Here is a 22,718-nt window from a genome sequence, read left to right as displayed (position 1 = left end):
CGGTCGGCAGTGCGATCGAAATCGATCGCTTCGGCGCCACGGTCCGTGTGGAGAATGGCGAGATCGGACTTGATCACGTCACTGTCCGGGGCCTCGGCGGCGAGGACAGAATCGATGCCAGCGGCGTCGCGGCAGGCCTGGTGGGCGTGATCCTCGACGGCGGCGACGGCAACGACACCCTGCATGGCGGTGCCGGCAACGACACGTTGCTGGGCGGCGCCGATGACGACCGCTTCCTGTGGCACCAGGGCGACGGCGATGACGTGGCCGACGGCGGCAGCGGCAACGACGTGCTGCTGGTCGATGGCACCAAGGACGGCGATGTCTTCCAGGTCGCGGCAAACGGCATCGGCGTCACGATTGCCAAGGAAGGCACACCTTCAGGCAGCATTGCCGCGATCAATGTCGAAGAGATTACCATCACCGGCAAAGAAGGCGACGATGTCTTCACCGTCAGCGGCAATGTCGCGGCACTCACCCACATCACCATCGATGGCGGCGCCGGCAATGACACGATCAACGGCGGCAACGGGAACGACCTGCTCATCGGCGGCGCCGGGGACGATGCGATCGACGGCAATCAGGGCAATGACACGGTCTTGATGGGCGACGGCAATGACGCCTTCATCTGGGATCCGGGCGATGGCAGCGATATCGTCGATGGCGGCAGCGGCCATGACGAACTGCGATTCAACGGCTCCAATGCCAGCGAAGATATCACGGTTGGCGCGAGTGGCGATCATGCGACGGTGCTCCGCAACATCGCCAACATCAACATGGATATCGACAATATCGAGGAAATGACGATCCGCGCCCTGGGCGGCACGGACCGCGTCACCATCGGCGATATGCGCGCGACCGATATTCGCGCGGTCTATGTCGATCTGGCCGGCAATAGCGGCCTCGGCGATGCGGCGGCCGATGAGGTCAACATCGCCGGCAGCAATGGCGACGATGTGATGAGCCTCCAGGTCGTCGGCGACGCCATAGAAGCCGCGGGCCTCGGAGTCACGGTCCGCGTCACCCATGCGGAGGCCGGCCTTGACCGCATCGCCTTGCGCGGCCTCGATGGCAATGACACGCTCGACATCAGCGGCGCCGATCCGATGGGCGTCAGCCTCATCCTGGATGGCGGCAATGGCAACGACACCCTGCATGGTGGCGCCGGTAACGATATCCTGGCCGGTGGCGCCGATGACGACCGCTTCATCTGGAACATGGGCGATGGCCGCGACCTGGTCGAAGGCGGCACCGGTTTCGACGTGGTGGAAGTCAATGGCACCAGTGCCGGCGATCTGTTCACCGTCTCGACCGATGCCGGTGGGACCCACATCGCCTCCGGGGCCGATGGCGGTACCGGCATCGATATCCTGAGCGGCGTGGAGGAGATCGTCGTCGCCGGCAAGTCCGGCAATGACACGCTGACCGCCACCCAGATGCATGACACCGCCATCCACCTCATTCTCGATGGTGGTGCCGGCAACGATCATCTTTCCGGCGGGACCGGCAACGACACGCTGATCGGCGGCGAAGGTGACGACGTCATCGATGGCAATCAGGGCAACGACACCGTCTTCATGGGCGCTGGCACCGACACCTTTATATGGGACCCAGGTGATGGCAGCGACTTTGTCGATGGTGGCACAGGCACGGACGTCGTGCTCTTCAACGGCTCCAATGCCAGCGAGAGCATGGTTATCGGTGCCGATGGCGACCACGCGTTCGTCAACCGAGATATCGCCAACATCCATATGGATCTCGACAATGTCGAGCGCCTGGAAGTGAGCGTTCTCGGCGGCACGGATCACGTGACGATCAATGCCCTTGATGGCACGGATGTGAAGAGCGTCGCCATCGGCCTGGCCGCCAGTCTCAGCGGCGGCGATGACGGCGTCGCCGATACCGTGACGGTCAATGCGACCGGCAGTGACGACAGCATCAAGCTGGAAACGGTGAACGGCGTCACCCACATCACCGGCCTTCACGCCGATATCGAGGTATGGAGCGCCACCGCCCAGGACAGGCTTGAGGTCAACGGGCTCGGCGGCAACGATATCATCGATGCCCGGAACCATACCGGCGCCATCGCCTTGACCCTCGACGGCGGCGAAGGTGCCGATACGTTGATCGGCGGCGACAACGATATCCTTATCGGTGGGGCCGGCAACGATACCTTCCTCGGCTTCGGCGACATCATCGTCGACGATTTCCACGATGGCGACCGGATCGACCTGCGGAACATTGCCGGCGTCACCGATTTCGATACCGTGCTGGCGCATGCCCAGAATATCGGCACTGACGTGGTGCTCGATTTCGGCGCCGACCACACGATTACCCTGCGCAACATGCAGGTATCCTCTCTCGGCAGCGACGACTTCATTCTGGGCGCTCCCTAGTCCCTGCACCCGAAGTCGACACTGACTGAGCAGAACGGCGGCGCCGCAGTTCCCACGGCGCCGCCGTTAAGTTTTACTTACCCTAGTGACGGAATGTGACCTCGAGCGGCCGGTCGGGGAGGTCGAGGCGCATCGCTCCGCCGGGCCCTTCCGCCACCACCTTGCCCCGGCGCAGCACCTTGAGCCTTGCCGCCTTGAGGCGGATGGCCTCGATCGGGTCGGCGGCATCGAGGATCACGAGATCGGCATGGCAGCCGGGCGCCAATCCGTACCCGTCGAGATGCAGAATCTTGGCTGGAATCTCGGTGACGGATTGAAAACAGGCGCGCATGGCATCGAGGCCGGTCATCTGCCCGACATGGAGCGCCATTGCTGCGACTTCCAGCATGTCGCCCGACCCCATCGAATACCAGGGGTCCATCACGCAATCATGACCGAAGGCCACCGGAATGCCCGCCGCCATCAATTCCGGCACGCGCGTCATGCCGCGACGCTTCGGATATGTATCGTGCCGCCCCTGGATGGTGATGTTGATGAGCGGGTTGGCGATGGCGGCAACCCCCGCCTCGGCCATCAGCGGGATGAGCTTCGAGACGTAATAATTGTCCATCGAATGCATCGAGGTGAGATGCGAGCCGGTGACGCGGCCCCGAAGGCCCAGCCGGTGCGTCTCGGCAGCCAGTGTCTCGATGTGCCGCGACATCGGATCGTCCGTCTCGTCGCAATGCATGTCGACCAGAAGATCGCGTTCCGCCGCCAGTTCGCACAGCAGCCGCACCGAGGCGGCACCATCGGCCATCGTGCGCTCGAAATGGGGGATGCCGCCCACCACATCGACACCACGGTCGAGCGCCGTCTTCAACAACGCCACGGCACCGGCGCTGCGCAGATAGCCGTCCTGCGGGAAAGCCACCAATTGCAGGTCAAGATAGGGTCTGACCCGCTTCTTCACCTCTATCAGCGCTTCGACGGCAAGGAGGCGCGGATCGCAGATATCGACATGGGAACGGATGGCGAGGAGCCCGCGCGCCACCGCCCAGTCGCAATAGCGCAGCGCCCGCTCCATGATCGCTTCCTGGGTCAGGTGCGGCTTCAACTCGCCCCAGAGCTGGATGCCTTCCAGAAGCGTCCCCGATTTGTTGAGGCGCGGGAGTCCCAGACTCAATGTCGCATCCATGTGGAAATGCGCATCGACAAAGGGTGGGCTGACCAGATTGCCGGCGGCGTTGATCGTCGCCTCCCCGGCATTGGGCAGGTTCGGTTCCACCGCCAGGATGCGCCCCGCCTTGATGCCGATATCGATACCCTTGCGCCCATCGGGCAAGGTCGCGTGACGGATGACGAGATCGAACATGGGTCTACCTTTCCCCCTTGCGGTAGGGGATCATCAAGGCCCTGGGATAACCCGCCCGGCGCGCCATGGTGATGAGCGCCAGGATCGAGAGGATATAGGGCAACATCAGGAAGAACTGGTAAGGGACACCCGCCACGATCTGCTGCAGGCGCAGCTGATAGGCGTCAAACGCGGCGAAGAGAATGGCGCCGAGCAGGGCCTTGCCCGGCCGCCACGAGCCGAAGACGACCAAAGCGATCGCGATCCAGCCGCGCCCATTGACCATGTCGAAATAGAAGGAATTGAAGGCCGACATGGTGAGGAAGGCGCCACCCAAAGCCATGAAGGCGCTCCCTGCCATCACCGCGCCGATGCGCAAGAGGGTGACGTCGATGCCCTGCGCCTCGACCGCCGCCGGGTTCTCGCCCACCATGCGCACGGCAAGGCCGAGCGGCGTGCGGTAGAGGATGTAAGCGACCAGCGCCACGCTCGCGAAGGCGAGATAGGTAAGCGGCGTCTGGCTGAAAAGCGCCTCGCCCAGGAAGGGAATGTCGGCAAGGCCCGGAAGGGCGAGCGGCTGGAAGGGCTCGATCTTCGGCGGGCTGGTCACTTCCGGCAGCGAGACGCGGTAGACGAAGGAAGTGAGCGACGTGGCGAGCAGCGTGATGCCGATGCCCGTCACATGCTGCGAGAGTCCGAGGGGCACGACGAGAAAGGCGTGGAGCAGCCCGAACATCGCCCCGGCGAGGGCGGCAACGAGAATCCCCGTCCACAGATCGCCACCGGCATAGACGGTGAACCAGCCGGCAAAGGCACCGACCGTCATGATGCCCTCGATGCCGAGATTGAGCACGCCAGCGCGTTCGCAGATAAGCTCGCCGAGGGTCGCAAAGATCAGCGGCGAGGCAATGCGGATCGCCGCCGCCCAGAGACTTGCCGTGAAAAGGATCTCGACCGCTTCCATGCCGTTCACCGCCACTTCAGCTTGAAACGCGTGAACAGCATGGCGACGACCATGCTGAGCAGCGCCGTCGCCACCATCACATGGGCGATGTAGTTGGGGACACCCGCCTGCCGGCTCATCGCATCGGCGCCGACGAACATGGCGGCAACGAAGATCGAGGCGGCGACGACGCCCAGGGGATGCAACATGGCGAGCATGGCGACGACGATCCCCGCATAGCCGAAGCCGGGTGAGAGATCGAGCGTCAGATTGCCCTTGAGGCCGATCACTTCGGAAACGCCGGCGAGTGCCGCGAGCCCACCCGAGAGCAGCGCCACTTTCACCATGACGAAATCGACCTTCATGCCGGCAAAGCGCGCGGCGCGGGCGTTGAGGCCCACCGCCTTCATCTCATAGCCCAGCACGGTCCTGGCGTTGATGAACCAGACGAGGCCAGCCATGCCACAGGCGATAAGGAACCCCAGATGCAGGCGCTTTCCCTGGATGAGCTTGGGGAGATGCGCCGCCTCGATCACCTTCTTCGATTGCGGCCAGCCCATCCCCATCGGGTCCTTGAGCGGCCCTTCGAGCAGGAAGGAGACCAGCAGCAGGATGATGAAATTGAGCAGCAAGGTGGTGACGACTTCATCGACGCCGAAGCGCGTCTTCATGAGGGTCGGCCCCAGCAGCAGCAAGGCACCGGCGATGGCACCGGCCACGAGCAGGATGGGGACGAGGATGGGTGCCGGCAGCGGCAGCAGCCCAGTCCCGAGCAAGGCCGCCATGATGGCGCCACCGTAAAGCTGCGCTTCGCCGCCGATATTCCACAGCCGCGCGCGAAAGGCGACGGCGGCGGCAAGGCCGGTGAAGATGAGCGGCGTCGCCCGCGTCAGCGTCTCGAAGAGCGCGAATTGCGAACCGACCGAGCCTTTGATGACCAGGCCGAAAACGCCAAACGGGTTGGCCCCGCTCCACAGCACCAGCAGCGCCGCGATGACAAGGCTTGCCCCGATCGCCGCGAGCGGTGCTGCGAGCCAGATCGACCAGGGGGTGGCAAGACGCGGTTCAAGCCGCATGGGGCTCTCCGAAACCATGACCCGCCATCATCAACCCGATCTCCGGCACCGAGACTTGGGCGCGCTGGATCGACGGCGACAGGCGGCCGCGATAGATGACATGCAGCCGATCGCTCAAGGCCAGAAGCTCGTCAAGGTCCTCCGAGATGAGGAGAATGCCGGCCCCGCGCTTGCGGGCGGCGAGCAACTGGTCATGCACATAGCCGACCGCGCCGATATCGAGGCCGCGCGTCGGCTGGGCAGCCAGGATGAGTTTCGGGTTCCCCGCCATCTCGCGCCCCAGGATCAGCTTCTGCATGTTGCCACCGGAAAGGAGCCGCGTGGTCGCCTGCGGTCCGGGGCAGCGCACGTCAAAACCGGCAATGATCTTTTCGGCAAAATCCTTGGCCGCCTGCCAATCGATGATCTGCCGCCGCGAGAAGGGCCGATCGCGATAGCGCTCGGCGATCATGTTCTCGGTGATCGACATGTCGCCGATGAGACCGACCGCGTGACGGTCTTCCGGAATGCGCCCGAGGCCGCGGGCGACCATGCCGGCGGCGTCCGTGGTCGTGATCATCTCGCCCTGCATAATGAAACGGCCGGCGCTGGGTGCAACAAGCCCGCTCAGGAGATCGGCGAGCGCCCCCTGCCCGTTGCCGCTGACACCGGCGAGGCCCACGATCTCGCCTTCATGAAGCGAGAGGTCGATGCCCTCGAGTTCGTGCCTGCCATGTGCGCCGGCAACGATGATCCTTTCAAGGCGCAGCAATTCGGCGCCCGGCGCCTGGGTCTCGACTTTCGGCGCCGGCACCGGCCGGCCCACCATCATCTCGGCCAACTCGGCGCGCGTCGCGCCCTTTGTCTCGCGCCCCGCCACCAATTTTCCCTGGCGCAGCACCAGCACGCGGTCGCTCACCGCCAGCACTTCGTGAAGCTTGTGGCTGATGAAGATGATGGCGAGCCCCCGCGCCACCAACTTCTTCAAGGTGGCGAACAGGGCCTCGCTTTCCTGCGGCGTCAGCACCGCCGTCGGTTCGTCGAGGATGAGGATGCGGGCGTTGCGATAGAGTGCCTTCAAAATCTCGACCCGTTGCCGCTCGCCCACCGACAGATCGGCGACGCGCTTCATTGGATCGACGGCAAGGCCGAAATCCGCGGTCAGCTGGTTGATGCGCGCCCGCACGGCATTGGTATCGGTGCGCCACGCCAGCAGACTCTCGGTGCCGAGCGCGATGTTCTCAAGCGCGGTGAGATTTTCAGCGAGCGTGAAGTGCTGGTGCACCATGCCGATGCCGGCATCGAGCGCCGCGCGCGGGCGGCCCGGCGGCAGCATTTCCCCGAACGCCTCGATCGTGCCTTGATCGGCCACATAATGGCCGAAGAGGATGTTCATGAGCGTCGTCTTGCCGGCGCCATTTTCGCCAAGCAGCGCCAGCACTTCGCCCTTGGCGAGATCGAAGCTGATCCCGTCATTGGCCTTGAGCGCTCCGAAGCTTTTGGAAATGCCGCTCAGCCGGAGGACGATTTCCCCCGGCCGAGCGCTGACCGCTGCCGACATCAGTTCGGCATCAGCTCGATTTCGGCTCGTTATCGTCGATGGCGACGGTAAAGGCGCCGGATTTGATCGCCGCCTCCTTCTCCTTCACCTTGGCGACGATATCGGCCGGCACCTTGCTTTCAAACGTGCCCAAGGGGGCCAGGCTGCAACCACCTTCCTTCATGAAGGAGAAGGCGCCGTAATCCTCGGCCGAGAAACTCTTATCCTTCACCTTGGCGATGGCGCGGTCGAGCGTCGGCTCGAAATGCCACAGGGCCGAAGCCACCACCGTATCCGGATAATCGGCTTGCGTGTCGATGACATTGCCGACCGCCAGGATCCCCTTTTCCTTTGCCGCGTCGGAAACGCCGAAGCGTTCGGCATAGAGGAGGTCCGCCCCGGCATCGATCTGCGCCAGCGCCGTTTCCTTGGCCTTGGGCGGATCGAACCAGGAACCGATGAAGGCCACCTGGAACTTGGTGTCAGGCTTCACCTCTTTAACCCCCGCCATGAAGGCGTTCATCAGGCGGTTGACCTCGGGGATCGGATAGCCGCCGACCATGCCGATATTGCCGCTCTTGGTCATCGCCCCCGCGATCATGCCGGTCAAGTACGAGGCATCCTGGATGTAATTGTCGAAGGTCGCGAAATTGGGGAGTGCCGCATCCGGCTTGAACGAGGAGCCGATGAGGAAGGCCGTCCCCGGATAGTCCTTGGCGACGGCGCGCGCCGCATCCTCGACCGCGAAGGCCTCGCCGACGATGAGCTGGTGCCCGGCTTCGGCATATTCGCGCATGACGCGCTCATAATCCGTGTTGGCGACCTTTTCCGAGAAGACATATTCGATATCGCCGCGTTCCTTGGCAGCGGTCGCCGCCTTGTGAATGCGGCTCACCCATTGCTGTTCGATGGGCACGGTATAGATGGCCGCCACCTTGATGGGATCGGCCGCCAGCGCCAGGCGCGGCAGTGTCGTCACGGCGGCCAAGGCCGCGGTGCCTTGCAGAAATGCGCGTCGATTTGTCCGGATCATAGCCTTCTCCTGCTCTTATTATTGCCAAGTCGTTTTTTGGGCGCGTGAAAGCGCTGGGTACTCTGGGGAATACGAGCCCACCCAGCGACCGGTTGATCTGGCGGCAGGCGCCCTAAGGGCCCCCCGCGTCACGGTCGGGTGCAAGTGCGGATGCGCGACAGTCCGTCAAAACCTTCCGGACTCGGCCCGCCTATCAAACTCGCGAGCGAAATCCTTCCACAAAGGCGGATCGCCTTCAACGGTTTTTCCGCAGTCGCGAAAAGAAGATTAGGCGCGAAAAGAAGATCGGGCGCGAAAAGAAGATCAGGTGCGGCGGGCGTCGGTGCCGACGATGGCGCGCGGGGCCGCCGGGAAGCTCAAGCGGACCGTGGTCCCTTGCCCCGGCGCGCTGCTGATGGAAAGGCGCCCGCCATGCATTTCGACGAGGCGCAGCACGATGGTAAGGCCCAGGCCCGTGCCGCCCTGGCGCTGGCGGGTCGATCCCGCCTGCTCGAAGGGGAGCAGCACCTGCGCCAGTTCTTCATCGCTCATGCCGACGCCGGTATCGGCGACCTCGACCACGCCGCCACCATCGGCGCGGATGGCGAGGCGCACCTCGACCGAGCCGCCGGCCTCGGTGAACTTCACCGCATTGCCGACGAGGTTGAGGAGAATCTGGCGCATGGCCAGTTCGTCGACAAAGAGCGCGTTCGCCCCTTGCGCCTTCACGGCGAGGCTCACCTGCTTGCCGGCAGCGCGGCCCGACAGCAGATCGAGACAGGCGGCGGCGATGCCGGTGGCATCGATGAATTGCGGCTCGATCTCGCGCTTGCCGGCCTCGATCTTGGCATGGTCCAGGATCTCATCGATGAGGCCCAGCAGCAGCGAACCGCTGGAATGGATGTCGTTGGCATATTCGCGCACGCGCTCCAGCGTCAGCATCTGGCGCGTCGGCGTGCGCAGCAGGTCGGCAAAGCCGATGATGGCGTTGAGCGGCGTCCGGAGGTCATGGCTGGCGGTGGCAAGCAGCATGCTCTTGGCGCGGGTCGCTTCCTCGGCGGCGCGGCGCTCCCGGAAGAGGGCGACGATGGTCAGCACCGTCATGGTGAAAAGGACGATGAGCACGCCCGCCATCTGCAACGGGTTGATGGTGACCGGCGCGTGGAAGGGACCGACACCCGCCGCCGTCGCCGCCATGGCGATGACCGAGGCCAGCGAGACGAGCGTGTAGGCCGCGCGCAGCGAGGTCGACAGCGCGATCCAGGAGAGCGGCACGACCAGCAGGAAAGGCAGCGTCGCGAAAAGAGCGAAATGCGCGGGTGGTGCCACGAACAGGCCGATCACGATGGCGGCGACGATGACCCACACCAGCCGCTCATGGCGTTGCAGCGGGCGCGGCGTCTCTTCCGGCCCCCGCTCGGCATCGAGCCACAGCAGCAGGCAGGGGGCAAAGGACAAGGTGCCGCCGCTGTCGCACAGCCACCAGCTGGTCCAGGTCTTGAACAGGATGTCGGGATCCCAGGCCGGATCGACGACCCCGCCCAGATTGAGCGCCAGCGTGCCGCCGCCGGCCGTAATCGCCGGATGCAGGATGACCGCGCACAGGATGAAGGCGACGATGCCGGCAAAGGTGCTGAACAGGCTGCGCTCGCCGCGCCAGCGCCGCATCAGGTCGATGGCCAGGATCGGCCCCAGCGCATTGGTGAGCGAGATCAGCCCGGCGACAAAGAAGCTCGATTCGAAATAGCCGTAATTGATAAGGAACGAGCCGAGGAAAAGGCCCGGGAAGAAACGCCAGCCACCCAGCATCGCCGCCACCACGGCAACGCTCGATGGCAGCCAGATCGGCGCCGGAAAGAGACCATAGGCGGCGAAATAGTGGCCGACCGCAAGACCCAGCAGGAAATAGAGCAACGCTGCCGCGAGATTGCCGCCGATGCAGGGCATGAAGCCGCCATCGGCATGCAGCCAATCACGCAAGGTTTCCTTGTTCCACCAGGAAGCCGTGAACTCCTTGTGGGCGCTCGAATGCTGCTTTGGCGCCTCGCCAGACAGGGTGATGATCGACATTCTACCGCTAAAACGCTCCCGAACGGCTGCCAAGACCGGCTTCCGTCATAGGGGGAATATTTCCCTCAAACTTGTTAATTAGGTGTGAACTTTCGACCCGTCAGCCGGTAACAAGGGTGCGACTTAAGTTCGCTCTTGCCCGGCATTTTCCGGATCAGCAGAGGGTATCCCCCGCCGTTCGCGGTCGTTCGTTTAGCGGATTTGTTCCCCGGCGTCGATACCACCTTGGGCCGGGCGGATCGTTGGAGGCCGACCGGCGGGGTTGCCGCCGCCTATTCCGCCGCCTTCTTGCGCATGGGATTGCGCGGATCCTGGGTCCAGTTGAGATAGGGCTTGCCCGTATCCTGCGGCACCATGCTGATGACGTTCGGCACGGGGCAGGCGTGGTAGCAGAGATTGCACCCCACGCACTCCGCATCGATCACTTCATAGCGGCGCTTGCCCCCACCCTTCCCATCGGGCACGCGCTTCGCGGCGATCGCCTGGTGCGACGTATCCTCGCAGGCGATGTGGCAGAGGCCGCATTGGATGCATTTTTCCTGGTCGATCTTGGCGATCGTCTTGAAGTTGATGTTGAGATATTGCCAATCGGTGACATTGGGGACCGCCTTGCCACGGAAATCCTCGATCGACCGGTAGCCCTTCTCGTCCATCCAGTTCGCCAAACCGCTCGCCATCTCCTCGACGATGCGGAATCCGTAATGCATGGCGGCGGTGCAGACCTGTACGTTGCCGGCCGACATGGACATGAACTCGGCGGCATCCCGCCAGGTGCCGATGCCGCCGATCGCTGAAATGGGCATGCCGTGCGTCGCCGGATCGCGCGCGATCTCCGCCACCATGTTGAGGGCGATGGGTTTCACCGCCGGGCCGCAATAGCCGCCATGCGTTCCCTTGCCGTCGACGACAGGTGTCGGCGCCATCTGGTCGAGATCGACCGAGCAGATCGAGTTGATGGTGTTGATGAGCGAGACGGCATCCGCCCCACCCTTCTTCGCCGCCTGGGCGGGTTTCCTGACATCGGTAACGTTCGGCGTCAGCTTGACGATGACCGGCATGCGCGTGTTCTGCTTGCACCAGCGCGCGACCATCTCGACATATTCCGGCACCTGGCCCACCGCCGCACCCATGCCGCGTTCCGACATGCCGTGCGGGCAGCCGAAATTGAGCTCGATGCCGTCGGCTTCGGTCTCCTCGACACGCTTCAGGATGCGCTTCCAGGCATCCTCCTCGCACGGCACCATCAGCGAGACGATCATAGCGCGGTCCTTCCAGTCGCGCTTCACGCGCTTGATCTCCTGGAGGTTCACGTCGAGCGGCCGGTCGGAAATGAGCTCGATATTGTTGAAGCCCACCATGCGGTCGGCGCCGAGATTGAAGGCACCGTAGCGGGAGCTAACGTTCACGACGGGCGGGTCCTCGCCCAGCGTCTTCCACACGACGCCGCCCCAGCCCGCCTTGAAGGCGCGCACGACATTGTATTCCTTGTCGGTGGGCGGCGCGGACGCCAGCCAGAACGGATTGGGCGATTTGATGCCGATGAAGTTCGAACGCAGGTCAGCCATTTCGTTCCTCCCTCAGCCCTGTCCAACGGGGGCTTCGCCGCGCAAGTAAGCGTCGATGGCGATCGCCGCGTCGCGCCCGTCTGCCACCGATTGCACCGTGAGATCGATGCCGCTCGCCACACAATCGCCACCGGCGAAGACGCCCTTGATCGAGGTCGCGAAATCCTCATTGACCGCGATCTTGTTGCCGGCCAGGTCCAGCACGTCCTGCGCCCTGCCGTTGACCGGGTCCTTCACCAGCGTCTGACCGATCGCCTTGAAGACCGTGTCGCAAAGAAGGGTGAAGGTCTCGCCGGTACCCATCAGGCGGCCTTGCGCATCGAGCTGCGTGTATTCGAACTCAATCTCGCGCACGGCGCCGTTATGGCCGTGGAGTTTCACGGGTCGCGCCCAATGCTTGATTTTGACACCGTTCGTTTGCGCGAATTCCTGCTCGTGATGCGTGGCGCTCATATTGTCGGGGCCGCGGCGATAGACCAGGGTTACATCCTCGGCGCCCAAGCGCTTCGATTGGATGGCGATGTCGATTGCGGTGTTGCCGCCGCCGATGACGACGATCTTGCGCCCCACGGGCAGTTCGCCCTTGTTCTTCGTCTGCCGCAGTTTCGCGATATAGGCGACGGCATCCTCGACGCCCTTGAGTTCCTCGCCTTCCGCCCCCAGCGCGTTGACACCGCAAAGCCCCATCGCCAGGAACACGGCATCAAAATCCTTGCGCAAGGCCGAGAGCGTCACATCGCGGCCCAGCGCCTTGCCGGTTTCCACATGGATACCGCCCAGCGCCAGGATGAAGGCCACTTCGGTCTGCGCGAAATCATGCACCGTCTTGTAAGCAGCGATGCCGTATTCATTGAGGCCGCCCAGCTTCGGCTTCGCCTCGAAAACCGTGACCTCATGCCCCAGGCGCGAGAGACGGTGGGCTGCCGAAAGACCGGCGGGACCGCCGCCCACCACGGCGACCTTTTTCCCCGACGCAGCGGCGCGGGTGAAGGGCTGCTTGCCCTCGGCCACCAGCGCGTCGGTCGCAAAGCGCTGCAGCGCGCCGATGGCGACGGGCTTGTCTTCCGAATGGTTACGTACGCAGGATTGCTCGCACAGAATCTCGACTGGGCAGACGCGGGAGCACATGCCGCCCATGATGTTGGCTTCGAGGATCGTCTCGGCAGCACCGATCGGATCGCCGACGGCGATGGAGCGGATGAAGCTCGGTATGTCGATCGAGGTCGGGCACGCCTCGATGCAGGGCGCGTCGTAACAATAGAAGCAGCGGTTGCTTTCCACCAATGCCCGCTTGTGGTCGAGCGGCGGCTTCACATCGTCGAAATTCGCAGCGAGGTCCGTCGGCCCCAAACGGCCGGAACGGATATCGGGTGCGGCGGTCGCGCTCATCGGCGGTCCTCCCGGTTGACGTCAAAAGTCACTCTCGGCCGGACTGCCCCGGCGCCTCCTGGTGAATGGGGCGCGGATCTTTGCTGTCGGTGGCGGTCTGGCTACCTGTTTCAACCCATGGAAACACATTCTAACCATATGGTCAATTATTCTTGACCGATTGGAAAGAAATTAACAAAACCCCGATTCTGCCTAGGAATGTGAATGCGCTCACAGCGGGTCTTCGGTTTCGGGCCTATCTCCGGGACACCAAGCATTGAACGGAGTCCCCCATGCCGACGACTTATCTCATCGCCCCCCGCCGCCGCCGCGCCGCCCGCCTCCTCGGCCTGTTCGCAGCCCTTGCCACCTATCTTGCCCGCGCCCGCGAACGGCGCCAGGCCTCGAACGCGCTCTACAATCTCAGCGACCACCAGCTGCGCGACATCGGCGTCAGCCGCGCCGAGATCGATCATGTGATCCGCCACGGCCGACCGCGTGACTGATCGCGCAGACCCAAGAAATTCGGCACGCGGTCGGATCACCTTGCTAGTCTGGTGCCTTGTGCGCTCCAGATGAAAAGGCCCATCCGCCGTGCCGAATTTCCGCGATCCGACCTTCCTCATCGACCACATCCGCACGACGCTCGCCTTCTATCATCCGCGCAGCATCGACCCATCCGGCGGCTTCTATCATTTCCTCAAGGATGACGGCGCGGTCTACGATGCCACGACCCGGCATCTGGTGAGCTCGACGCGCCTCGTCTTCAATTACGGGATGGCCTGCCGGCATTTCGGCGACGACAAATATCGCGATGGGTTGCGCCATGCCCTCGCCTTTCTGCGCGACGCCCATCGCGATCCCGCGACCGGCGGCTATGCCTGGGTGCTCAATTGGGAGAAGGGGCAAAAGAAGGTTCTCGACGGCACCAACCATTGCTATGGCCTTGCCTTCGTCCTGCTCGCTTATGCCCATGCCGTCATGGCTGGCGAGGATTCGGCACGGCCCGCTCTCGCCGAAACCTTCGACCTGATGGAGCGCCGCTTCTTCGAGCCGCAGCACGGGCTTTATGCCGACGAAGCGGCCGCCGATTGGTCGCGGACCTATCCCTATCGCGGGCAGAACGCCAACATGCATGCCTGCGAGGCGATGCTGGCGGCCTATGAGGCGACGAAGGATACGCGCTATCTCGACCGGGCCGAAACCCTCGCCCACAAAATCACCCGCCGCCAGGCCTCACATGCCGGCGGCATGATGTGGGAGCATTACCATGCGGATTGGTCGGTCGATTGGGACTACAATAAAGACGACAAGACCAACATCTTCCGTCCCTGGGGCTATCAGCCCGGTCATCTCACCGAATGGGCGAAGCTCCTCCTCATCCTCGAACGCCACCGCAAGCTCGACTGGCTGGTGCCGCGCGCGCAGGAACTCTTCGACATCGCGCTCGCCAAGGCATGGGACAAGGATCATGGCGGCATCTTCTACGGCTTCGGGCCGCAAGATGAGATCTGCGACGCCGACAAATATTTCTGGGTCCAGGCCGAAAGCTTCGCCGCGGCCGCCTGCCTAGCGCAACGTACCGGCGATGCGCGCTATTGGGATTGGTACGACCGCATCTGGGACTATAGCTGGCGCCATTTCGTCGACCATCAGCACGGCGCCTGGTACCGCATCCTCACAAACGACAATCGGAAATATTCCGACGAAAAGAGCCCCGCCGGAAAGGTCGACTATCACACGATGGGCGCCTGCTATGAGGTGCTGGGGGTTATTTAAACCGCCGGAGCCAAAGTTAAGGCAGGATCGATGGGAAATCTTCGGATGCGATCCTTTGCGCCCTTGCCACGATAGCTGCGGTCATTTTCTCTTCATCTGACAGTTTCTTCGTCACGGACCGACAAACGGCAATTCGCGTTGGCGCGTTTCGACTGCCTTGCGTCGTAACTACCACGCAAGCCAATACGACGTCCGTTTCTGTCTCTCGCACCGAGAAGACATGTCCGACTGCCGACCCGGCAGGCAGCACGGCTGTCACGGTTCGATTCAGATCCTTCGCTTCCAGGTCATCGCCTTGCTTCTCCAGCATCTCGAAATCGAGATCCTGAACGGAAACATTGTCGCGGTAGCGGCCAATCATCAGGAAGAGGCGTGGTGCAAAATCGAGAATCAACCCATCAACTATCGCTTCATTGATGTCGGCAGCGATAGGATTCAACTTCCCCCCTACCATATAGATATCGACCGGGCGATTGGTCTTGTCCCACATCACCTTGCATTTTGAGTGTTTCAAGGTGGTGATTTGGTCGTTGAGCCCGGAAGGCGACACTATGAGATGATCGCAATTGGCGGCTGTGGATGAGGCCGTCGAGCTGTGGGACATCGGTTGAGCCGTTGCACATGCCGCAAGAAATGCGGCGCCAGTTAAAACCAACCATGTCGGGCTTCTCATATTGCGTTCCTTAACGGCCGAATCACACCTAATGCTAGCAATTTCGGACTCTTTGTCGAGCTTATCGGCTGTCCGACGTTTGACCGCGCTTGGGAACCAAGCTTGCACTTAGAAATATCGGTCATCGGGCCCAAATCTTGACCGATCATTTAACCCAGCGGTCAAACAATCCGGTTGAGCCTCGGCCCCGTTCCGGTTTTACTGGGGAAAACGGGGTAGGCATTGGGGGAATTGGCCATGAGTGACGCGGGCGGCGACGAGGCCCACGCGGAATCGGACGAGGGCAACCTCGGCGTCCGGGCACGCAGCCGTGCCCGTATCGAGGCCAGCATCCGCCGGGCCGCTGAAGAGGTCTTTGCCGAAATGGGCTTCGAGGGTGCCTCGACCAGCCTCATCGCCAAGCGCGCGGGCCTGCCGAAGGCCAATCTCCATTACTATTTCAAGACCAAGAACGATCTTTACCAGTTCGTGTTGCGCGACATCATCGAGCTGTGGCTGAACACCGCGCAGGAGATCCAGCCCGATGCCGATCCGGCTTTGGCGCTCGCCCATTACATCGGGCAGAAGATCGACCTTGCCCGCGACCGGCCGATCGCAAGTCGCGTCTTCGCCAACGAGGTGCTGCACGGCGCCCCCCGCTTCGACCGCTTCATGCGCCAGGATTTGAAAGATTGGGTCGAGCGCAAGTCGGCGATCATTGAAGAATGGATCAGCCGGGGAAAGATGGACCGCATCGATCCCAAGCATCTCTTCTTCATGATCTGGTCGACGACGCAGACCTATGCCGATTTCTCGACCCAGATCGCTGCCGTCCTGGGGCGGCGCGAACTCATCGATGCTGACTATCAATTGGCGGCGCGGCAGATCACCCACATCATCCTCAAAGGCTGCGGCCTGAAAGCGCCGGACGCCTGATCCGATGAAAGTCCTGGTCGTCTTCGATCATCCGCGCCGCGATTCCTTTTGCGGCGGCGTGCTCGATCGTTTCACGGCGGGCCTCGCGGCGGCGGGTCATGCGGCGGAAATCGCCGATCTCCGCGCCGAAAATTTCGATCCGCGCCTCCCGGTCGCCGATGAACCGGATTGGAATGACGGCAGCAAGGTCTATAGCGCCGCCGTGTTGAAGGAACAGGAACGCATCGCGCGCAATGACGCGCTCGCTTTTATCTTTCCGATCTGGTGGTGGTCCTTCCCGGCGACGACCAAGGGCTGGATCGACCGGGTCTGGAACAATGGCTGGGCCTATGGCGACCGCAAGCTGCCGCATAGCAAGGCGCTCCTCATCGGCACCGCCTCGGGCGATGAAGAGGGCTATCTGAAGCGCGGCTACGATGCGGCGATGCAGACGCAGCTCGTCACCGGCATCATGCATTATTGCGGCATCCCCGAGGCCAGGCTCGAATTCTTCTACGACGTGATGCAAAGCGCCGAGCGCCGCACAACACTCCTGGCGCAGGCCGAGGAATTGGGACGCGGTTTCTGATGCGCCAAGCTCTTCTCGCCTTCGCCATCTTCATCGGCTTCGCGACACCGGCCTTCGCCTATACCGGTGCCACTTGCAATTCGACCGATGGCGAAGATCGTGCGGCCTGCATGGCGACGATCGGTGCCGTGCGGTCGATCATCGGCGACGCCAATACCAGTGACCCCGCCTGCGCGCGCGGGGCGCGGGATGATTTGCAGGTGAGCTACGCCGTCATCGACTGGATCAAGGCGCATCCCGAACGGCAGGGCGAGGATCTCGCCGCGCTTGCCCGCGAGGCGCTGATGCAGATCGACCCCTGCGCCCAGCGCGGCCTCATCCCCGAGATGAACCTCTCCGACCCGATCGATACGGAATAGCGCCTACGCTGTCGGCGCGCGGTAACGGGCGAATTCCGGGCGCCAGAAATGCAGCAGGATGACGCCGCATACGCAGATGATACCGCCCGCCACGGCGGCGAAGACCGGGTTGGTCAGTTCCGCGGCAATACCCGATTCGATATCGCCTGCCCAAGGTCCACCGACACCCACCACGAACGCCGCGGCGCTGACGCGGCCCATCAGGGCGCCAGGCGCCTGTGTCTGCAAGATCGTCGCCCGGAAAACACCGGTCGCCATATCCGCGGCACCGGCGACCGCCAAAAACAAGATGCCGATCCACAAGACGTCGCTCACCGCGAAGGTGGCACTGGCAAGACCCCAGATTGCTGTCGCAATGAGCAGCGCCAGCCCATGCCGCCGTGACCGCGTGAGCGGGCCGGAGAAGAGCGCACCGATGATGCCACCCAGGGCCGGGGCGGCATAGAGCAGGCCCACCGATCCGGCACCCCCTGTGAAATGCGTCGCGGCAAGTGCCGGAAAGAGTGCCCGCGGCATGCCGAACAACATACCGTTGATATCGAGCAGCAGCGGCATGAAGAGCAGGCTCTTCGATTTCAGGAATTTGATGCCGTCGATCACGCCGGCAAGGTTCGGCTGCGCGCTGTCCTTGGCAGCGGGCAGATGCGGCAGGCGCCAAGCGGCATAGGCCGCGACCAGGAAGGTACCGGCGTCGATGAGATAAGCGGTTGCCAGGCCCAGCCGATCGACGACGAAGCCGGCCAGGATCGGGCCAAGCAGGATACTGATCTGGAACGAAAACATCGACAGTGCCGCCGCTGCGGCAAGTTTGTCTGTCGCTATCAGCGCCGGCACGATGGCGCGCAAGGTGGGGCTCTCCAGCGCGAAGAATGCATTCTGCACGACGATCAAGGCGTAAAGCAGCCAAAGCTGCGTCGGTGCCATCGCAACCTGCGCCACAAAGCCCAACGAGACCGCGACCAATATGAGGCTGGTGAAAAATGCCAGGCGGCGACGGTCGACGCTGTCCACAATGACGCCGCCCAGCAGCCCTACACTGAGCAACGGTACGAGTGCGGCAAGTCCGACCATGCCGACGAAGAATGACGATTCTGTCAGCTGATAGACTTGGACCGAGACCACAACCGCTGTCATCGATGACCCGATCCCGGAAAGGAGTTGTCCCCACCACAGCCGTCGATAGGCAGCGGAGACACGCAGGGGCGTCAGATCCAGCAGCCAGGATCGCCGTCGACCGCCGTCGTGATGTTCGGATGCCTCACTCATGCTCTTGCCATTCTTGCGGAAGGGCCGCCTTTTTGGCGTACCAATGGTGGAAAATCAAGATGGCAGCCTGTACTCTGGCGGCGACCGACGATCCCTCTCAGGTGGCGCCATGACCGACAGTATCCGCGCGATCCATGTGGCCCCGGCACCACTGGTCGCCATGATCGCCACCACATCGCTGTGGGCGCTCGCTTTCATCGTGCCGGTGATAGTGCCCGGTGCGAGCTCGCTCGACATCACGTTCGGCCGCTACTTCGCCTATGGCATCGGGTCGCTCATCCTGCTCTGGCGGTTCGGTCGCGTGCACCTCTCATGCGGCGATTGGGTTTTGGCTGCGTCCTTCGCGATCTTCGGCAATCTGCTCTATTACGCGCTGCTGGTGCTCGGCATCCGCCTTGCCGGGGCGGGGCTTGCCGTCCCGATCATCGGCCTGCTGCCCGTCACCGTGGCCTTGGCCGGCAATTGGCGCGAGGGCGCGTTGCCGTGGAAGAAACTCGCCCCGCCGCTCATCGCCGTCTTCATCGGGCTGATGCTGGTCAATATCGCGCGGGGGCGCGATGCCGGCGGCGCGCATGCCTCCCTCCTCGGCATTCTCTGTCTGGTGGCGCCTGTCATCATGTGGACCTGGTACGCCATCGCCAACGCCGCGTTCCTGAAACGCCGCGCCGATGTCGGCGCCACCGCCTGGGCCAGCGCCATCGGTGTGGCAACCCTGGCGTTGACGCTGGCGCTCTTTCCGCTGCACCTCATCTTCGGCGATGGCGCCCATTCGATCCCGCATCTCTTTGCGACCGGTGAGGTGATCGCTGTCGCTTTCTGGAGCACGGTGCTGGGTCTTGGCGCCTCCTGGGGTGCGGCCGCCCTCTTCAACATCGCCTCGACCAGATTGCCGGTGACGCTTGCCGGCCAGCTCATCGTCTTCGAAACGATCTTCGGTGTCTTCTATGTCTTCCTGGCCGAAGGGCGCCGCCCAAGTCTTGTTGAACTAGCCGGTTTCACCCTGTCCATCCTCGGCATCTGGCTGTCGATCCGCGCACTCCAGCACACCCGGAATGACAGGTGAGCGATAAATCTCTAAGGTCGACGACAGATCTCTCCAGCTAGACGAATTGCGCATGAACGCTTCCGACATCCGCACCTTTTTTGACGGTTATGCCCGCGCCTTCACCGCCCAGGATGCGGCCGCCATCTGTGATCATTATGCGTTTCCGGTACAGATCCTCTCCGAGGAGACGGGCTATGTGTTCCGGACCAAGGCCGAAATGCTCGCCGACATGACAGGCTTCGTCGCCTTCTACGACAAGGTCGATTTCGCCCGCGCCGAAATCGCGAAGTTCGACTTCCAGAAACTGTCGCCGACCTTTGGCCAAGCCCATGTCGATTGGGCGCTGATCAGCAAATCTGGCGGACATATCGTCGATTTCCACTCCACCTACACGTTGCGCATCGATGGCAAGGGCAACGAACAGGGCGGGCCGGCCATCATCGGCATCCTCGCCCATACCGAGGACAGCGCCTGGAAGCAGCGCGGCGTCCCCATCGACTGGTGAAATTTCCGCTCGCCGCCACGCTGCTGCCAGAATCTGACACACATGCCCGCTAGGCTCCTCTTCCAGAAGCATGGAGGATGAGATGCGCCGCTATTCATACGAGACCGTCACGGATTTGAAACCCGAGCAACTTTATGGCGCGATGAGCGATGTCGCCGCCTGGCCGCAATGGGATGACGGGATCGAGGCCATCATCCTGGACGGTCCTGCCAACGAGGGAACCGAGTTCGCGTTGGTGCCGCGCGGGCGGACCGCCGTGAAACTCAAGGTCGAGACGATGGTCGAACCCTATCGCTTCACCGATATCGCCTATCTGCCGCTGGCGCGCATGAAGACCGAACATGCCTTCATCCCGACGCCCGAAGGTACGCTGGTGCGATCGACCGTCGAGATCAAGGGGCCGCTCGCCCGCTTCTGGGACCGCACGATCAACGCAAGCTATGCCGAAGGGGCAGCGCGGCAGACGAAACGCTTCCTCGCCTTCGCCGCCAATTGGAACAAGCCTGCAGCGGAAACGCCCGCGCGCAAGAAGCTGCAGACGTTTCCGTTCTACACGGTGTGCTGAACTATTCCGCGGCCTTGTCCTGGGCGCGTTTGACGGCCTTGGGGGCGCGGATCTCGTTCACCTTCTTCACGGCGTCGAAGATGGTCGGGAAGGTCGGGCGGTCGATATAGCGGCCGGCGCCCTTCTCGACCTTCAGCTCGCCCTTCTCGTAGACCACGCGGCCCTGGCTGATCGTCACGGCCGCATTGCCGGTGACGCTCATCCCTTCGAAGATGTTGTAGTCGACCTTCTGGTGATGGGTCTTGGCCGAGATGGTGCGCGTCGCCGCCGGATCCCAGACGACGATATCGGCATCGGCGCCGACCGAGACCGAGCCTTTGCGCGGATAGATGTTGAAGATCTGCGCCGCCGCCGTCGACGTGACCTTCACGAATTCCGAGCGCGTGAGGCGGCCGGTGCCGACACCGTGATGCCACAGCACCGACATGCGGTCCTCGACACCGCCGGTGCCGTTGGGGATCTTGGTGAAATCGTTGCGGCCGGCCGCTTTCTGATCGGCGCAGAAGCAGCAATGGTCGGTTGCCGTGGTGTGGAGGTTGCCCGATTGCAGGGCGCGCCACAGCACTTCCTGGTTTTCCTTCGGGCGGAAGGGCGGGCTCATCACATGCGCCGCCGCCACGTTCCAATCGGGATGGCGATAGACGCTGTCATCGACGAGGAGATGGCCCGCGAGCACTTCGCCATAGACGCGCTGGCCTTCGTTGCGCGCGCGGGTGATCGCCTCGACTGCTTCTTTGCAGGAATTGTGGACGATGTAGAGCGGGTTGCCGATGACCTGCGCCACACGGATGGCGCGGTTCGCGGCCTCGCCCTCAACCTCAGGCGGACGTGAGAGCGGATGGCCTTCGGGGCCGGTGATGCCTTTCTTGAGGATCTCGGCCTGGAGGTGATAGACGAGCTCGCCATTCTCGGCATGGACCGTGGGGATGGCACCGAGTTCGAGGCAGCGCTGGAAGCTCTGCACCAGATTTTCATCCGGCACCATGATGGCGTTCTTGTAGGCCATGAAATGCTTGAAGGAGTTGACGCCCTTCTCGCGCGTCAGCACGCCCATGTCTTCGCGGACCTTGTCCGACCACCAAGTGACGGCGACGTGGAAGGAATAATCGGCGCAGGATTTCTGCGCCCATTCGCGCCACTGGTCGTAGGCCGAGAGCAAAGACGTCTGCGGCGCGGGGATGACGAAATCGATGATCATGGTGGTGCCGCCGGCCAGGCCCGCTGCGGTGCCGGTGAAGAAATCCTCGGACGCCACCGTGCCCATGAAGGGAAGCTGCATGTGCGTGTGCGGGTCGATGCCGCCCGGCATCACATATTGGCCGCCTGCATCGACGACCTTGGCACCCGACGGAGCCTCAAGGTTCGGTCCCACGGCCTTGATCTTGCCGTTCTCGCAATAGACGTCGGCCCGGGCCTCGCCATCGGCATTGACGACGGTCCCACCACGAATCAACAAAGACATCGCGCGCACTCCCTTGGCTCAAATGAACCCAGGGGGCGGATCAAAGGCTGGCGCTGCCGCCAAGCTTGCTCGGCCCTCGGGCTCGTGGCTACAGCGCCGCATCGCGGCCGGGTGCCACACCCGGCGACCTGCGGCGTTCTTTTTTGATCATTCGGTCAAGGATGGTAGCGGAAAGCAGGCGGCCTGCAAAGCGCCGCGTTGGCCAGACCGTTGCTGCTTGTCGCCATGTCATCTGCGCCATTTCGCCTACGCGATGTTATCTCCGTCGTCTCATCATCGTCCGATCATCGGCAATCGCT

20 protein-coding genes are annotated in these 22,718 nt (G+C 63.1%); 9 read left to right on the top strand and 11 right to left on the bottom strand.

The genetic code is table 11. The annotated features are described in order from the left end of the window. The coding region (locus ACE3PP_RS02560) for a calcium-binding protein (protein WP_374377627.1) at positions 1-2,396 on the top strand (2,396 nt) is incomplete at its 5' end. A gap of 82 nt (positions 2,397-2,478) precedes the next feature. Here ACE3PP_RS02560 and ACE3PP_RS02555 read toward each other — a convergent pair. From ACE3PP_RS02555 to ACE3PP_RS02520, 8 genes are all read right to left on the bottom strand, one after another. Continuing rightward, on the bottom strand, positions 2,479-3,750 hold the full coding sequence (locus tag ACE3PP_RS02555) for an amidohydrolase family protein (RefSeq protein ID WP_374377625.1): 1,272 nt from the start codon (positions 3,748-3,750) through the stop codon (positions 2,479-2,481). 4 nt (positions 3,751-3,754) lie between these two features. Then, positions 3,755-4,693, bottom strand: a complete 939-nt coding sequence (locus ACE3PP_RS02550) for an ABC transporter permease (RefSeq protein WP_374377623.1) — start codon at positions 4,691-4,693, stop codon at positions 3,755-3,757. A gap of 5 nt (positions 4,694-4,698) precedes the next feature. Then, a complete protein-coding gene (locus tag ACE3PP_RS02545) occupies positions 4,699-5,748 on the bottom strand; it encodes an ABC transporter permease (RefSeq protein ID WP_374377621.1) in 1,050 nt (349 codons plus the stop codon). Beyond that, positions 5,738-7,288, bottom strand: a complete 1,551-nt coding sequence (locus tag ACE3PP_RS02540; protein WP_374377619.1) for an ABC transporter ATP-binding protein — start codon at positions 7,286-7,288, stop codon at positions 5,738-5,740. Before ACE3PP_RS02540 ends, ACE3PP_RS02545 begins: the two co-directional genes overlap by 11 nt. A 10-nt stretch (positions 7,289-7,298) precedes the next feature. Further along, positions 7,299-8,300, bottom strand: coding sequence for a BMP family protein (locus tag ACE3PP_RS02535; protein WP_374377617.1), 1,002 nt, complete (start codon positions 8,298-8,300; stop codon positions 7,299-7,301). A gap of 303 nt (positions 8,301-8,603) precedes the next feature. Further along, positions 8,604-10,349 (bottom strand): ATP-binding protein, encoded by a 1,746-nt coding sequence (locus ACE3PP_RS02530; protein ID WP_374377615.1) that lies wholly within the window; start codon positions 10,347-10,349, stop codon positions 8,604-8,606. 272 nt (positions 10,350-10,621) lie between these two features. Further along, positions 10,622-11,914 carry an NAD-dependent dihydropyrimidine dehydrogenase subunit PreA gene (preA, locus tag ACE3PP_RS02525; protein WP_374377613.1) on the bottom strand — a complete coding sequence of 431 codons (1,293 nt, stop codon included), beginning with the start codon at positions 11,912-11,914 and terminating at the stop codon, positions 10,622-10,624. Between the two features lie 12 nt (positions 11,915-11,926). Next, a complete protein-coding gene (locus ACE3PP_RS02520) occupies positions 11,927-13,303 on the bottom strand; it encodes an NAD(P)-dependent oxidoreductase (protein ID WP_374377611.1) in 1,377 nt (458 codons plus the stop codon). 272 nt (positions 13,304-13,575) lie between these two features. Between ACE3PP_RS02520 and ACE3PP_RS02515 the strand changes: the two genes are divergently transcribed. Then, complete coding sequence (locus ACE3PP_RS02515) at positions 13,576-13,788, top strand: DUF1127 domain-containing protein (protein ID WP_374377609.1); 213 nt, start codon at positions 13,576-13,578, stop codon at positions 13,786-13,788. 88 nt (positions 13,789-13,876) lie between these two features. Then, a complete protein-coding gene (locus ACE3PP_RS02510) occupies positions 13,877-15,061 on the top strand; it encodes an AGE family epimerase/isomerase (RefSeq protein ID WP_374377607.1) in 1,185 nt (394 codons plus the stop codon). Positions 15,062-15,077: 16 nt separating this feature from the next. On the opposite strand, the gene ACE3PP_RS02505 is transcribed toward ACE3PP_RS02510, so the two are convergent. Continuing rightward, positions 15,078-15,734: a hypothetical protein gene (locus ACE3PP_RS02505; protein ID WP_374377606.1), complete on the bottom strand. Its 657-nt coding sequence runs from the start codon at positions 15,732-15,734 to the stop codon at positions 15,078-15,080. A 237-nt stretch (positions 15,735-15,971) separates the two neighbouring features. Between ACE3PP_RS02505 and ACE3PP_RS02500 the strand changes: the two genes are divergently transcribed. From ACE3PP_RS02500 to ACE3PP_RS02490, 3 genes are read left to right on the top strand one after another with little or no spacing between them, the layout of a single operon-like run. Further along, entirely contained in the window at positions 15,972-16,649 is a 678-nt protein-coding gene (locus ACE3PP_RS02500; protein WP_374377604.1) for a TetR/AcrR family transcriptional regulator, read from the top strand. Between the two features lie 4 nt (positions 16,650-16,653). Further along, a complete protein-coding gene (locus ACE3PP_RS02495; RefSeq protein WP_374377602.1) occupies positions 16,654-17,217 on the top strand; it encodes an NAD(P)H oxidoreductase in 564 nt (187 codons plus the stop codon). Further along, positions 17,217-17,576: a hypothetical protein gene (locus ACE3PP_RS02490; protein WP_374377600.1), complete on the top strand. Its 360-nt coding sequence runs from the start codon at positions 17,217-17,219 to the stop codon at positions 17,574-17,576. Before ACE3PP_RS02495 ends, ACE3PP_RS02490 begins: the two co-directional genes overlap by 1 nt. Positions 17,577-17,579: 3 nt before the next feature. On the opposite strand, the gene ACE3PP_RS02485 is transcribed toward ACE3PP_RS02490, so the two are convergent. Then, positions 17,580-18,842 (bottom strand): MFS transporter, encoded by a 1,263-nt coding sequence (locus ACE3PP_RS02485; RefSeq protein WP_374377598.1) that lies wholly within the window; start codon positions 18,840-18,842, stop codon positions 17,580-17,582. Between the two features lie 109 nt (positions 18,843-18,951). Between ACE3PP_RS02485 and ACE3PP_RS02480 the strand changes: the two genes are divergently transcribed. The 3 genes from ACE3PP_RS02480 to ACE3PP_RS02470 all read left to right on the top strand — a co-directional run bounded on the left by ACE3PP_RS02480 (position 18,952) and on the right by ACE3PP_RS02470 (position 20,957). After that, positions 18,952-19,905 (top strand): DMT family transporter, encoded by a 954-nt coding sequence (locus ACE3PP_RS02480; protein ID WP_374377596.1) that lies wholly within the window; start codon positions 18,952-18,954, stop codon positions 19,903-19,905. A gap of 52 nt (positions 19,906-19,957) precedes the next feature. After that, the gene (locus ACE3PP_RS02475; RefSeq protein WP_374377594.1) at positions 19,958-20,392 is read left to right on the top strand and encodes a hypothetical protein; all 435 of its coding nucleotides are present in this window, start codon (positions 19,958-19,960) and stop codon (positions 20,390-20,392) included. A gap of 82 nt (positions 20,393-20,474) precedes the next feature. Beyond that, positions 20,475-20,957 (top strand): SRPBCC family protein, encoded by a 483-nt coding sequence (locus ACE3PP_RS02470; RefSeq protein ID WP_374377593.1) that lies wholly within the window; start codon positions 20,475-20,477, stop codon positions 20,955-20,957. A gap of 1 nt (position 20,958) precedes the next feature. Here ACE3PP_RS02470 and hydA read toward each other — a convergent pair whose 3' ends face one another. Next, the gene (hydA, locus tag ACE3PP_RS02465; RefSeq protein ID WP_374377592.1) at positions 20,959-22,419 is read right to left on the bottom strand and encodes a dihydropyrimidinase; all 1,461 of its coding nucleotides are present in this window, start codon (positions 22,417-22,419) and stop codon (positions 20,959-20,961) included. Positions 22,420-22,718: the final 299 nt, after the last annotated feature.

This window comes from Dongia sp., assembly GCF_041910485.1.
Classification (GTDB): domain Bacteria; phylum Pseudomonadota; class Alphaproteobacteria; order Dongiales; family Dongiaceae; genus Dongia.
This window is presented reverse-complemented; position numbering and strand designations above follow the sequence as displayed.